The organism is Candidatus Zixiibacteriota bacterium (assembly GCA_016933955.1).
GTDB lineage: Bacteria > Zixibacteria > MSB-5A5 > GN15 > PGXB01 > JAFGTT01.
Window position 1 is genome coordinate 1 of record JAFGTT010000015.1, and the last position, 13,272, is coordinate 13,272.

Here is a 13,272-nt window from a genome sequence, read left to right on the forward strand (position 1 = left end):
GACCGGGATTGAACCGGTGACCTCATCCTTACCAAGGATGTGCTCTACCGACTGAGCTACTTGGGCCTATTGTTTTTCAGTTTCACAAATAGGCGTAACTCGCCTTTTTAGCGAGCCCTAAATATATACCCCCCAATACCCTTGTCAAGAAATATTTCGAGTCAGGGTTAAATTTTTTAAAATTCTTTTATCCCCATTATATGGTCTGACCGCAACTCCATGCCTCCGATATAACTTTATAATTATCGGGAGGTTTCAGATTTGCTTTAAACTGCTGGCAGAAAATTGAACAATTTTTAACAATTATTTATTAATGAAGAATTTTCCCGCCCCTAATAATACACTTTTGGCACGGAGTAATCGGAGGAATAGGATTGTTTTAAAGAATGGTGACAGTCATTTGGCGGACAGAAAGTCCAGCACTTATGATTATGGCTTTTATCAACTTACAAGCGGGAGACGGGACTCGAACCCGCGACCAACAGCTTGGAAGGCTGTGACTCTAGCCAACTGAGTTACTCCCGCTTATACGCGCTCGGCGCTAATAATATATAGACTGACCGGAATATGCAAGATTAATTTTGCGGTATAAGCCGGAAGGTTTATCCTGTATTTGAAGATTTGTTAATATAAATTCCGATTGTGCCAAAAACAAGGATCAGGAAAAGCGGCAGGAAAAGAATTCCCAGACCATTGCATTGTCCAAAAGCAACCTTGATGGCTATCCAGTTAATAAAGGCAAAGACCCATATAATCTCAATCTTTATTACAGATAAAAACCTCCGGACAAGGCGATATTGCTTTTCGGCATTATCACCTGTGATTTTAACCAGATAATTAATGCCTTGCGGCTTACGCCTGACCAGTGTCAATAGAGCATAAAGAAAAATCGATACAACCGGCAGAATAATTAGCGAGGCCTTGCCGCTCCACATATCGGGCCGACCATTGATGCCGAAATGGCCCGGAACTCGTTCCGGCAGGCCTGACCAATAATATGCAATAAGAAAAACGTTGACAAACAATCCCGCGAGAGAAATCATTTCGAAAATAATTTCTGTCTTTGTCAGAGGTATCCTGATTATGGGACGTTCTATTTTTTCCATATAAGTTATTTTCAACAAAATACAATAATCTTCGATTTGTCCATTGAATATTCAGATAATGATTCCTGTTTTATGCTAAACAATAATATGGTATCTATTCCTGATTATTGCGGGGATTATTTTTGAGGAAATCGGTCTTCTTATAATCGACCACCGGTAGTTTTCCCCAGTGAAGCTTGCGCCTCAATACATCATAAAACGATTCATCGGCGAAAGTTATGAATTTCACCGAATGCCCGGCACGGGTGATTCTGATCGAACCGTTCGGCGAGAAATGGGTCGCCACCTGACCATCGATGGTCAATAAAGCGTTGCCGTGTTCCGAACGAACCCGCACCTCAAGTACGAATTCGGGCGGGAATATCAGCGGGCGACTGGTCAATGAAAAAGGCGAGATCGGTGAGGCGATAAAGGCCTGCATATTGGGATTGAGAATCGGCCCTCCGACCGCCAGAGAGTATGCGGTCGATCCGGTCGGCGTGGCGACAATCAATCCATCGGCCGTGTAGGAGCAGATATATTCGCCGTTGGCATATAGGCTGAGATTGATTACGCGGCTGACATTTCCTTTATCGATCACGACATCGTTAAGCGAATATGGAAAATCAAGCGGTGGTCCATCGACTATTTCGGTTTTTAACACCAGCCGCTCCTCTATCCTGAAATCTCCTCTAACCATTCTTTCCAGCGAACTTTCCAGTTGTTCCGGCGTCCTTTGCGTGAGAAAGCCGAGTGATCCCAAATTTATACCCAGGATGGGAATGGTATTTTTCCCCAGAGCCCGGGCAGTTGAGAGCATCGTCCCATCGCCCCCGCATGAAATTAGAAAATCTGCCCTGGTGCAAAGATCCCCACTGCTGACAACATCTTCCTTTTGATCGATTTCAGCCGTTGGTGAATCGTTGCAAACAAAGGCCTGATGACCATTTTTTTGGCACCAGGCGCCGATCAGATCGACTGTGTCAGAAGCTCCGGGGCGCCCGAAATTGGCAATCACTCCAAAACGCATCTTGACAATCTCAATTATTTATCCATGGTGCCATCGGATCGGTCGGCAGAGATCGAAACGACTTTTCTGGCTTCAGGTTTTTTAAGATGGATTTTTTCAAGGAAAGTCCGCCGTCCATTACCGAGATTCTCAATGTATTCGACCAGGGATTCTACATTCAGACCGATTTCATCCAGAAGGATTTTACGGCTGCCATGAGTTATAAAACGATCCGGAATGGCAAACGATTTAAACTTACCGCGGTAACCGTTTTCAATCAGATAATCACCGATTATCTGCCCCAAACCGCCGATATGGCTGTTCTCCTCAATGGATATGATATTCCGATAATTCTCCATACAAAATTCCAGAAGATCGCGGTCGAAGGGTTTGACGAATCGAGCATTGATGACCGACAGTTCTCGTTTCATTCTGACTACTTCATGCGCCTTCAGGGCGATATCGACCATCGAACCGGTCGCAATGACCACCGTATCGCCGCTAAAACGCAATTGATGCCAGCGTCCCCACCGGATTTTTTCCAGATTGCCGGTCATTTCATAGGGAATAGAACCGCGGGGATACCTGATAGCGCAGGGGCCTTCCAGTTCGGTATCTGCGGCCAGATGAAGCATGGAGCGGAATTCATCGCCATCGCGGGGCACCATTATAGTCATTCCGGGGACCGTTGAGAGGTACGACAGATCGAAACATCCGTGATGGGTCGGGCCGTCGTCGCCGACCAGTCCGGCCCGGTCAAGACAGAAAACCACCGGTAATTTTTGCAGGGCCACATCATGGATAATCTGGTCATAGGCGCGCTGGAGAAAGGTGGAATAGATAGCCACAAAAGGTTTAATCCCGCCGGCCGCAAGTCCGGCCGCGAAACACGAAGCATGTCCCTCGGCAATACCGACATCATAAAAACGATCAGGGAAACGTTCCGCATATCCGGTCAATCCGGTCCCGGGAGTCATGGCGGCGGTAATGGCGACAACATCCGAGTGTTTCTCCGCGATTTCCACCATAGTATCGCCAAAAACCTTGGTGTAGGCAGGAAGACTGGACTTGGAATTGGCCTCCCCTGTGACTTTGTCAAAGGCCCCGATCCCATGAAACTTGGTGGAGTCGGCCTCGGCCGGGCCGAATCCTTTACCCTTTATCGTAGCCACATGGAGAAGCTTGGGGCCGGGAATATTTTTCAGGTGAGTCAGAGTCCGGACCAGAAGCTGGAAATCATTGCCATTGATAGGACCGAAATACCGAAACCCGAGTTTATCAAACAGGTAGCCGGGAACAAAAAGGCCCTTAATCGAATCCTCGATATTAGAAACCATCGATCGGATTTTTTCCCGCCGCTTAAACCGGCCGGTCAATTCCCAGATTTCATCGCGGAGTTTGTTAAATCTCTTGTCGGTCATCATATTTGTCAGGTATTTGGAAAGTGCCCCGACATTCTTGGAAATAGACATCTCATTATCATTAAGAATTACCAGAATATCTTTTTTCGAGGCACCGGCATTATTAAGTCCTTCAAAAGCCAGCCCCCCGGTCAGGGCACCGTCCCCTACCACAGCGATGACCTTGTGTTTCAACCCTTTGTGATCACGGGCTGAAGCCAGGCCAAGGGCCGCCGATATTGCCGTTGAGGCATGACCGGCCCCAAATGCATCGGCGGGAGACTCCTCTCTTTTGGGAAATCCGGATAATCCCTGATATTTTCTGATACTGCCCATCCGATCCCAACGACCGGTTAACATTTTATGGACATAACTCTGGTGACCGACATCCCAGACAATCTGGTCTTTGGGAATATCAAAACAAAAATGCAGGGCCATGGTTAATTCGACAATCCCGAGATTGGAAGCCAGATGACCGCCATTAGTGGATACCACCGAAATTATCTCCTGACGGATTTCATCGGCCAATTCCGTCAATTGCTTGTCATCAAGAGTCTTAATATCGGATGATTGCCTGATTGTATGCAGAATGGTCATCAATTATCCCTGTTACCGATATACTCGGCAATGAACTGAAAATTATCCGTGTCAAATTCGAGATTTCTGCAAATCCCTACCGCCTCACTTATTAGTCTGGCGGCTTCTAAGCGGGCTTGTTTAAGACCCATGATTCCCGGATAAGTAGCTTTCTTATTTTTACAATCCGAGCCCACTTTCTTGCCAAGCTTTTTCTGATCTCCATTAATATCCAGAATATCATCGATAATCTGAAAAGCCAGACCAATCTTCTCGCCGTATAACGAAAGCCTTTCCAGAACATACTCATCGGCTTCGGCCAGAAAAGCCCCGATCCTGATCGAGCCCCGAATCAGGGCGGCGGTTTTATGCATATGGATATACTTGATATCCTCAATTCCCAATTGCCTGCCTTCGGCAAGGATATCCGCCATCTGTCCGCCAAGCATACCATAGGTTCCGATGGCATTGGCCAGTTCACTGACAACCGCGGTCGATCCGGATCGGGCCACCAGATCGAAGGCCAGATCGTGCAAGGCGTCACCGGCCAGAACGGCGGTAGCTTCATCGAATTTCTTATGCAAAGTCAGAATTCCCCGGCGGAGATCATCGTCATCCATACATGGCAGATCATCATGAATCAGCGAATAGGTGTGAACCAGTTCCAGGGCGCAGGCCGCCGGATTGATAATTTCGGGGGCTGATTTTCCCAGGGTTTCGTAAGCCACCATGCAGAGGATGGGACGGATTCTTTTCCCCGCGGCCAGGACGGAATAACGCATGGCCTGGTGCAGGCGCTGAGGGGAATCGCTTTCGGGCGGCAGGTAATAATCAAGCAAACGGTCGATTTCAGCCTGTTTTTGCTGAAGATAATCAATGCCTGTCGGGGCCATGTTAATCGCCATTTTCCCTTTCCTCATCAAAAGCTCTTTCGATCATCTCCTGATTCTTTTCTTTTAGAATTAAAATCCTCTTTTCCGAATCGGATAATTTTCGACTGCAGAAGGCCGCAATTTGGATTCCCTCGGTATATAAATCAATGGCCTCCTCCAAGCTGGCATCACCCGCTTCCAGTTGTCCGGTAATTTCCTCCAGGCGTTCCAGAGCTGTTTCAAAATCCTTGAATTCGATTTTCGGTTCCGTCATGATTATCAATTCTTGCTTATTCTTTTTACCAGGGCCTCAATTTTCCCGTCGCTTAAGACCGCCTCCATCGATTGGCCGATCTCAACACCGCCGACCGATTTAATCGGCTTGCCCGAGGAAATATCATTGAGAACGGCATAGCCCCGCTTCAATATCGCCAGTGGCGAAAGTGTTTCCAGCCGGGACAGCGCTAAAGATAAGAGGTTTTTCCTTTTTTCCAAATTGTTTTTTCCGGCATTGTCAAACAACCGCAACAGGTTATCCAGGTATTGCATTTTTTCATGGACCATCAACTCCGGATGGTGATAGACCGGACGCCCGATAACCTGCCCCAACCTATCCTTATTACGAATGATCAGAGATATAATGCAATTATCAATTCGTACCAGGTTGGTGGTTACCTCATTTAAAAATTCCTGCGAGCTCCAGATTACCAGTTCCGCGGCGGCCGATGGCGTCGGGGCCCTCAAGTCCGCCGCTAAATCTGATAAAGTCGTGTCGATTTCGTGTCCTACGGCTGAGACAATCGGTTTTTCGGAGGCATGGATGGCCCGCACCAGTTCTTCCTCGTTAAAAGCCCAGAGATCTTCAAGAGAACCACCCCCTCGGCCAATAATAATCAACTCGATATCCGACCGCCGATTGAAATACTCAATTCCGGCAATAATCGTCTTTCCGGCCCCTTCCCCCTGAACCCGGGCCGGATAAATCAGCAGTTCAACAGATTTGTTGCGCCTTCCGGCAATCTGAATAATATCCCGGATGGCCGCCCCGGTGGGTGAGGTCACAATGCCTATTTTCATGGGATATTCCGGAATGGGTTTCTTAATCGCCTCATCAAACAAACCTTCTCGTGAAAGCTTTTCGTACAATTGCCGAAAGGCTATCTCCAGCTCCCCGATCCCGACCGGTGTCAGTTTCCTGACATTAAGCTGGTAATTCCCCCCTTTTTCATAAACCGAAATATCTCCATAAGCCCGGACTTTCATCCCGTTCTCGGGTTCAAATTTCAGAGTCTGTCCGATCGAACGCCAGATGGTCAGCTTGATGGCGGCGTTTTCATCCTTGAGGATCAGGTAACGATGACCCGACGAATGGCAAATATAATTCGAGATTTCGCCTTCAACCCAGATTGAGGGAAAGCTTTCCTCGAGGGTGTATTTTATCAATCGTGTTAGAGCCGTAACGGTATAGACTTTTTCTTCCCCGTATTGCATATGAATTAAATACGATATTGATCCCTGTTTGGCAATCGAATATTCGTCAATGACATTAAGGAAGATTCATGGTCCGGCGGCACATTCGAATCAATGTAACGAACGAAATATTTTCTCGGCGATCGGAGCCGGAATTCCCTTAACGGCCTTAATATCTTTCAGCGAAGCTACCCTGACTTTTTTAACCGAACCGAAATGCTTCAGAAGAATATCCCTCCGCCGGGGACCGACACCTTCAATTTTATCCAGCGCTGAGGCGATTGTTCTCCTGGTTCGCACCTTCCGGTTGTACTCGATGGCAAAGCGGTGCGCCTCATCCCGAACCCGTTTTAATAGTAAAAGACCCGGTGATGATTTGGGTATGGTCAGGGGATCTCTATGCCCGGGCAGATACACCTCTTCCAGCCTCTTGGCCAGCCCGATAATGTTTTGATTTTCGAAACCGATCGACTCGATTTCATTTCGGACCGATGACAACTGCCCTTTGCCTCCATCGACTACCAGTAAATCCGGCGGGGAATCGTTTTCATCTTTTAAACGATAAAAATAGCGCCCCACTACCTCACGCATCATCGCGAAATCATCCTGACCGGCAACCCCTTTGATTCGGAAATGCCGGTATCGCGATTTAAGCGGTTTGCCATTCAGGAAATATACCAGTGATCCGACGGCATCCGTGGTCCCTGTATTAGAAATATCGACACAGGCGATGGATCGCGGTGAACGGGCCAGAGACAGATCGTCTTTGAGAGCCTGAACCGATTTGACGATTCGTTCCGTATAGCCTTTTTTCTGAATCAGTAATTCATCGAGTAACAACCGCGCATTACTGGAGGCCAGGTCAACCAGTTTCAGTTTGTCACCTTTCACAGGTGTCAGAACATAAACCCTTCGACCGCGGGCACGAGTCAGCCAATCGGCTACCAGATTCAGATCTCCCGGATCGCAGGGAAGATATACTTCCTCGGGAAGATTGGGCTGATTATTGTAGTACTGCTTCAGAAAACCGGAAAGGACCTCGGCCTCACTATCATCGAGTTCGGAACGCAACTGAAAATCCTGTCGCCCGATAAGGACACCTTCCCGGATTTGCATGACCACCACTACCGTATCCCGTCCCTCCCGTGCCAGGGCAATTATGTCACGGTCAATTATCTTACCGGCATCAACCTTCTGTTTCTGTTGCACCGATTTCAGGGCTTCAATCTGATCGCGGATTTCAGCGGCCGATTCATATTCCATATTTTCTGAATAATGGGTCATCTTCTTTTCCAATTTATCGATAAGGGTTCGACCACGGCCGGATAGGAAAAGCAACACGGAATCGACAGCCTCGGCATATTCCTCCTGCGTTTGGAAATTTTCGCACGGTCCGCCGCAGCGACCGATCCGGTAGTCCAAACACACTTTCTGCACTTTGCCGGTCGGATGCGGAATGGTTAAATTACAGCTTCTGATTTTAAACAAACGACAAAGGAATTCCACCGTGCGCCGCATGCCTTTCGAACTGGTGTAAGGACCGAAATAATGGGCTTTATCCTTTTCCAGCCGCCGGACTATCAACACCCTGGGGAAAGCCTCATTTGTGGTCACTTTTATATATGGAAAATGCTTATCATCTTTGAGATTGATATTATATCGGGGCCGATGCTCTTTGACCAGATTGGCCTCCAGAATCAAGGCCTCGATTTCGGAATCCGTCACCACCAGGTCCAGATCATGTATCATCGATACCAGCCGGGCGGTTTTTGGCTCGAGTTTATCCAATGATTGGAAATACGTCCGGACCCGGTTTCGAAGGCTTTTGGCCTTACCTATATAAATTATCCGGCCGGTTCTGTCCTTGAATAAATAGACTCCTGGAAAATGCGGCAGATTTTTTAGTTTTATTTCAAGCTGATCGTTTTTCATACCCTTTTATATACGCCGGGATTGACGGGATATAAACCGGGTGATAATAAAAAGGATGTTATCCATCAGGGCAATATTCTTCTTCCCCCGGCGAAATGCTTCCTCCAGTACTCATCATTTATATTGGAAATAATGATTCCGCTGGATGACGAGGAATGCACAAACTCATCGTTTCCGACAAATATCCCCACATGCGATATATCATTTCCTTCGGTTGCAAAGAATACCAGATCTCCGAAACGTAACCGGCTTTTATTTATCCTTTGGCCGGTCTTGAATTGCCGGGCGGTAGTCCGCGGCAGTTTTATCCTTTTAAAACGTTCGAAAACCTCAAGGGTAAACTGGCTGCAATCCAAACCCTTTTCATATTGCGAAGTCCCGCTGTAGGGCTTTCCCAGACAGCTCTGGATAATTCGCCCCAACTCAAGCAAGTCATTGGTAGATACAGAAATAAAGTCGCGGTCGGGGACGACTGCCGATGGCTCATCGGATAAAGGATTATCCTCGGAACCCGGCGGCCTGGCTTCACCGCTTCGATATCTCGGATTTGGCTGGCAGCCGGTCAGTATCACAAGAGAAATTAATATAATCAAACGCGGATGCATCAATTCAATCTCGGATAAGTCTTTTTAAGCCTTTTTTTATAATATAGACGGGTTGTTAGGAGCAGAACAACAATAAAAACCAGGTAGGCCGGAAAGTAGTACCCGGCCAAAAGTGTTATGAGCAATATGGGAAATTTACAGACGAACAATATAAGTCCCTCTCTCGGCGCAAGCAAGGTTGTAAGATAGAGGATTAAAGCCGTCAGACTGATAAATGTCAGAGACTTCAGACCGGCAATGCCGGCCAGCCATACCGCCGCTGCAAAGCAAATTGCGCCCGATAAAATAAGAATTCGATTTGAGAATATCACGGACAGAGTGGTTTTACCGGTTTTTTTGTCTCCCTCCCGATCGGGAATTATGGTTAACAAGAATTCGGCGGCGACAGTCAAGCCAAAATAGGCCGGTATAACAAGCCTGGCGGTTTCAAAATTTTCCCAGAAGGTCGGCGGTAACAAGGGCAGGATAATTCCATACCCGAGAATATTAGCGGCCAAACCGAGATATGGACGGTCTTTCAGTCGAAATGGCGGCAATGAATAAATTGCCGCCAGAATAACCTGGGAAATATTAATCAGACCAATTTGGAATCCGGAATAAAATCCAATTATTAAACCGGTCAGTGTGGCCGCCAGATAAGCCGCCATCATTTCCGAGCGACCGATCATGCCCGACTGAAGAAATCCAAGTTTCCTATTGATCCGATCCGATTCATAATCATAAATCTGATTAAGGTAGTACCCCCCGATAACAATCAGAGTCACGGCTATCAAAGGCAACATCATAGCCATGTCGGCCTGCTGATTTTCATCAACCGATTTGACCGTGACAAGATATATAGACCAGACTGGAAGCAACAGCATTGGGCGAGCGGCAAAAATGAAGTCGATCAGCTTCAATATCGACCAACCTATTTGTATATGAAGTACTTGAGAGTAAAATACAACGCCGGAGCGGCAAACAAAAGGGAATCAAAGCGGTCGAGAATACCCCCATGCCCGGGGATAATGGCGGAAGAATCCTTGATTCCGACCGCCCTTTTCCAGCACGATTCGACCAGATCGCCAAGTTGTCCGATCATGGAAATAAGAACACCGGCCAGGCATAATTGAAAAATCGGAATTTCAGGAAGACGCCAAAAATACATTATCAGGGCTACAATTAAACCACCGCTTAGACCACCGACAAATCCGGATACTGTCTTATTAGGTGAAACGGTCGGGGCCAATTTTCTTTTACCCAGCGCTTTGCCGATAAACATGGCCAGTGTATCCGAAAGCCATAGTGTCCCGAATAGAAACAGCAGCCAGTCTCCCCCTTTATCCGGGGATACATATCTGACGTGGTAAACAAACGGATACAATCCACCCAGATAGACTACACCCCATATAAGATTCGCATGATTCTGAAAGAGAATGACCGGTTCACGGTTCTGCACGGCCAGAATAATGCCGGTAATAAGAAAATACACAATTAAAATATAAACCGAATATTCATAGTTATAGAGTGTCGATGAAATTATCGCGGCCTCTATGAAAACCATGGTTAGCCAGAATGTGATAGCCCCGGGGCCGACGGAACATCCCAGCATATACTCGACAATTCCGATCAGGGCGAAAATCAGTATCATCCCCAGAAGCCAGAAACCTCCCAAATAGGAAATCAAAATGATCAGAGGACCGAAAATAAGAGCGACAATTATTCTCGTTAACAGATTCCGATTCAAAAAATTCAGACCTTTCCGAAACGGCGTTCCCGCTTCTGATATGCCCTGATGGCCTCAAAGAGCTCGGAGCGGCCAAAATCAGGCCAGAGGACATCGGTGATATATAATTCCGTATAGCTGGTCTGCCACAGCAGGAAATTGGACAGCCGCATCTCGCCGGAAGTTCTGATCAGCAAATCCGGATCGGGTAGCCCGGCGGTATAGAGATAGCCGGAGAATTTATTTTCATCGATGTCATCAGGAAGCAGGTGCCCGGCTTTAACATCAGTGGCAATGGCCTTAACGGCATCGATAATTTCGGTTCGGCCGCCATAATTCAAAGCCAGATTGAGAATCAGCCCGGTATTGGTCCGGGTTTTTTTGCAGGCCATGGCCAATGCGCGACGCCGGGTGGATGATAATTCTTCGATCCTGCCGGTAGTGATCAAGCGGACATTATTTTTATGCAACTCCTCAATCTCATTCCGGGTAGTCCGACTTAAAAGACTCATTAAAGCGGCTACCTCTTCCCTTGGGCGTTTCCAGTTTTCAACTGAAAAAGTATAAAGGGTAACATACTTTATTTTCAATTCAGCCGCCGCCCGGACCACTTCTTTCACCGCCAGGACACCTGCCTCATGACCGGCAGTCCTGGGTAAATTTCGTTTTCCGGCCCAGCGCCCGTTACCATCCATTATAATCGCGATATGGGTCGGCAGAGCTTTTTTATCCAGGCCGTAAGGCGGGCTATCAGCATTATCCGTCATGGTCACCATTATAGATGGAAGAATCCGCGAGAGCAAGGAAATTAATCGGAATTCAATTGATACTCAATAAATTCAAATTCACAGCTGAAATATCTCCAGCCCAAAAGATTCCGCTCAATTATTTGAATAGAATAAAAATCGAGAATAATGTAATCCGTCAGCCTTCTGAAATGAAGCCGCTCGGAACGGCGGAACAATCCCTGGGGACTGGGATCGTGATAAAAAATATCAATCAGATAAAAATCATCCCTGTTAATATTGATAAATCCGGTGATCGGGGCAGTACTGTCAGCCTTCTTTTCGACAAACCCGATAGCCAGTAATCCGGCTCCGGTGTCGTTGGGATAAAAATAATATTGGTAATCCTTATTCCACGGCCGCGGAAAGTCGAATGTTTCAGGGAGAGAATTCTCCTTTGCCCCTGCCGAATCTATAATTACCGTCGAATCGCGTCGGGAACCATCGCAGTACATTCGATATACGGCCGTATCGAGTTTTTGCATTTCCCCCCGATAATCCGTTTGCTCGTAAATCGCCCGCATTTCCACAGAGTATTTTATGTTTTGTCCAAAAAGGTAATGTTCTCCAAAGATTTTGCCGGTTTGGTCAAGGTAATATTGGATCACTGGATCGGTATCAGAAATGGAATTGTTCGTGTTTCCCGCCTGTCCGGACATGAAAATAACCAGCGCCGGAATAATGACTGCCGACAGATTAATCCTGTGAACTGCCATATTTGTCCAAAAATTCCTTTCGAAATTCATTAAATCGACTTTGCTCAAGGGATAAACGAATTTGCCTCATTAAATTCTGGAAAAAATAGGAAGAATGAAATGACGCCAGAACCAGGGCGGTTATTTCACTCTGGTTATATAAATGCCGTATATAGGCCCGGCTGTAGCGACGGCAGACCCGGCAATCACAACCGGGATCGAGTGGACGGTCATCCTCGGAATATTCGGCATTGCGAAAAACCAGGGGCCCTTCCGATGTGAAAACCATTCCGGTTCGGGCATTTCTGGTAGGTAACACGCAATCGAACATATCCACACCTGAAGAGACGGCCATGAGTATATCCTCGGGATAGCCGACTCCCATCAGATAGCGCGGCCGGTTTCCCGGAAGAAATTGCATGGTAAAAGCAAGAGTGTCTTCCATTTCTCCCTTGGACTCCCCGACCGCCAATCCGCCGATGGAGTTTCCCGGAAAATCAAGAGAAACAATCTGCTCGGCGGAAATTCTCCTTAAATCCTGGTAAACTGATCCCTGGACAATTCCGAACAGGGCTGTACCGGTTGGTTCCTGCTCCTCGGCCATATTGAAATATGCTTGCCCTTTCCGGGCCCAGTCGTAAGTTCGCCTTGCACCGATGGCCGCCTGCTCTTTTTCCGATGGATACGGAACACACTGGTCGAATGACATGATTATATCCGCCCCGATATCGCGCTGTATCCTGATAACCTTTTCGGCGTCGAAACGATGTTCCGAACCGTCATGATGGGAGCGGAAGGTAACACCGTCATCATCGACCCTTGAAAGATCCCTCATGGAAAAAACCTGGAATCCCCCGGAATCTGTCAGGGTCGGCTTATTCCAGCCATTGAAGGAAGCCAGGCCACCCCGATTCTTTATGATTCTTTCTCCCGGTCTAAGATACAGATGGTATGTGTTGCCGAGCATGATTTCGGCTCCGCATGCTTCGAGATCCTCGGCTGTCATGGCCTTGACCGCACCCGATGTCCCGACCGGCATGAAGGCCGGAGTATTGAAATGGCCATGAGGGGTACTCACTATACCGCGGCGGGCGGGACCATCATTTTGAAGAAGTTTAAAATCGAAATTCCTCAAAGC

Annotated in this window: 13 protein-coding genes and 2 tRNA genes; all 15 read right to left on the bottom strand. The window is 47.3% G+C overall.

What is annotated here, in order from left to right; translation table 11 throughout:
• A tRNA-Thr gene (locus JXQ28_04960) sits at positions 1-58 on the bottom strand.
• Positions 59-451: 393 nt separating this feature from the next.
• Positions 452-525 (bottom strand) — tRNA-Gly (locus tag JXQ28_04965).
• Positions 526-602: 77 nt separating this feature from the next.
• Positions 603-1,106, bottom strand: a complete 504-nt coding sequence (locus JXQ28_04970; protein MBN2277077.1) for a DUF1648 domain-containing protein — start codon at positions 1,104-1,106, stop codon at positions 603-605.
• A 94-nt stretch (positions 1,107-1,200) separates the two neighbouring features.
• Positions 1,201-2,115 carry an NAD(+)/NADH kinase gene (locus JXQ28_04975; GenBank protein ID MBN2277078.1) on the bottom strand — a complete coding sequence of 305 codons (915 nt, stop codon included), beginning with the start codon at positions 2,113-2,115 and terminating at the stop codon, positions 1,201-1,203.
• Between the two features lie 14 nt (positions 2,116-2,129).
• Positions 2,130-4,091, bottom strand: a complete 1,962-nt coding sequence (locus JXQ28_04980; protein MBN2277079.1) for a 1-deoxy-D-xylulose-5-phosphate synthase — start codon at positions 4,089-4,091, stop codon at positions 2,130-2,132.
• Positions 4,091-4,975 carry a polyprenyl synthetase family protein gene (locus tag JXQ28_04985; protein MBN2277080.1) on the bottom strand — a complete coding sequence of 295 codons (885 nt, stop codon included), beginning with the start codon at positions 4,973-4,975 and terminating at the stop codon, positions 4,091-4,093. The genes JXQ28_04980 and JXQ28_04985 overlap by 1 nt, the downstream gene beginning before the upstream one ends.
• Positions 4,965-5,216, bottom strand: coding sequence for an exodeoxyribonuclease VII small subunit (gene xseB / locus JXQ28_04990; protein ID MBN2277081.1), 252 nt, complete (start codon positions 5,214-5,216; stop codon positions 4,965-4,967). Before xseB ends, JXQ28_04985 begins: the two co-directional genes overlap by 11 nt.
• 5 nt (positions 5,217-5,221) lie before the next feature.
• On the bottom strand, positions 5,222-6,433 hold the full coding sequence (locus JXQ28_04995) for an exodeoxyribonuclease VII large subunit (protein ID MBN2277082.1): 1,212 nt from the start codon (positions 6,431-6,433) through the stop codon (positions 5,222-5,224).
• A gap of 90 nt (positions 6,434-6,523) precedes the next feature.
• Positions 6,524-8,344, bottom strand: coding sequence for an excinuclease ABC subunit UvrC (uvrC, locus tag JXQ28_05000; GenBank protein MBN2277083.1), 1,821 nt, complete (start codon positions 8,342-8,344; stop codon positions 6,524-6,526).
• A gap of 65 nt (positions 8,345-8,409) precedes the next feature.
• A complete protein-coding gene (locus tag JXQ28_05005; GenBank protein ID MBN2277084.1) occupies positions 8,410-8,949 on the bottom strand; it encodes a C40 family peptidase in 540 nt (179 codons plus the stop codon).
• On the bottom strand, positions 8,949-9,848 hold the full coding sequence (locus JXQ28_05010; protein MBN2277085.1) for a UbiA family prenyltransferase: 900 nt from the start codon (positions 9,846-9,848) through the stop codon (positions 8,949-8,951). The genes JXQ28_05005 and JXQ28_05010 overlap by 1 nt, the downstream gene beginning before the upstream one ends.
• A gap of 11 nt (positions 9,849-9,859) precedes the next feature.
• The gene (locus JXQ28_05015) at positions 9,860-10,675 is read right to left on the bottom strand and encodes a phosphatidate cytidylyltransferase (protein ID MBN2277086.1); all 816 of its coding nucleotides are present in this window, start codon (positions 10,673-10,675) and stop codon (positions 9,860-9,862) included.
• A 5-nt stretch (positions 10,676-10,680) separates the two neighbouring features.
• Positions 10,681-11,430, bottom strand: coding sequence for an isoprenyl transferase (locus JXQ28_05020; protein MBN2277087.1), 750 nt, complete (start codon positions 11,428-11,430; stop codon positions 10,681-10,683).
• A gap of 32 nt (positions 11,431-11,462) precedes the next feature.
• Complete coding sequence (locus JXQ28_05025; protein MBN2277088.1) at positions 11,463-12,155, bottom strand: hypothetical protein; 693 nt, start codon at positions 12,153-12,155, stop codon at positions 11,463-11,465.
• Positions 12,136-13,269 carry a tRNA guanosine(34) transglycosylase Tgt gene (tgt, locus tag JXQ28_05030; protein MBN2277089.1) on the bottom strand — a complete coding sequence of 378 codons (1,134 nt, stop codon included), beginning with the start codon at positions 13,267-13,269 and terminating at the stop codon, positions 12,136-12,138. The genes JXQ28_05025 and tgt overlap by 20 nt, the downstream gene beginning before the upstream one ends.
• Positions 13,270-13,272 lie beyond the last annotated feature (3 nt).

Bases quoted from the DNA above. Each gene is read 5' to 3' on its own strand.
- JXQ28_05005 (MBN2277084.1), bottom strand. From the start codon at position 8,949: ATGCATCCGCGTTTGATTATATTAATTTCTCTTGTGATACTGACCGGC.
- JXQ28_05020 (MBN2277087.1), bottom strand. From the start codon at position 11,430: ATGGTGACCATGACGGATAATGCTGATAGCCCGCCTTACGGCCTGGAT.
- JXQ28_04995 (MBN2277082.1), bottom strand. From the start codon at position 6,433: ATGCAATACGGGGAAGAAAAAGTCTATACCGTTACGGCTCTAACACGA.
- JXQ28_04975 (MBN2277078.1), bottom strand. From the start codon at position 2,115: ATGCGTTTTGGAGTGATTGCCAATTTCGGGCGCCCCGGAGCTTCTGAC.
- JXQ28_04970 (MBN2277077.1), bottom strand. From the start codon at position 1,106: ATGGAAAAAATAGAACGTCCCATAATCAGGATACCTCTGACAAAGACA.
- JXQ28_05025 (MBN2277088.1), bottom strand. From the start codon at position 12,155: ATGGCAGTTCACAGGATTAATCTGTCGGCAGTCATTATTCCGGCGCTG.
- uvrC (MBN2277083.1), bottom strand. From the start codon at position 8,344: ATGAAAAACGATCAGCTTGAAATAAAACTAAAAAATCTGCCGCATTTT.
- JXQ28_04985 (MBN2277080.1), bottom strand. From the start codon at position 4,975: ATGGCGATTAACATGGCCCCGACAGGCATTGATTATCTTCAGCAAAAA.
- JXQ28_04980 (MBN2277079.1), bottom strand. From the start codon at position 4,091: ATGACCATTCTGCATACAATCAGGCAATCATCCGATATTAAGACTCTT.
- xseB (MBN2277081.1), bottom strand. From the start codon at position 5,216: ATGACGGAACCGAAAATCGAATTCAAGGATTTTGAAACAGCTCTGGAA.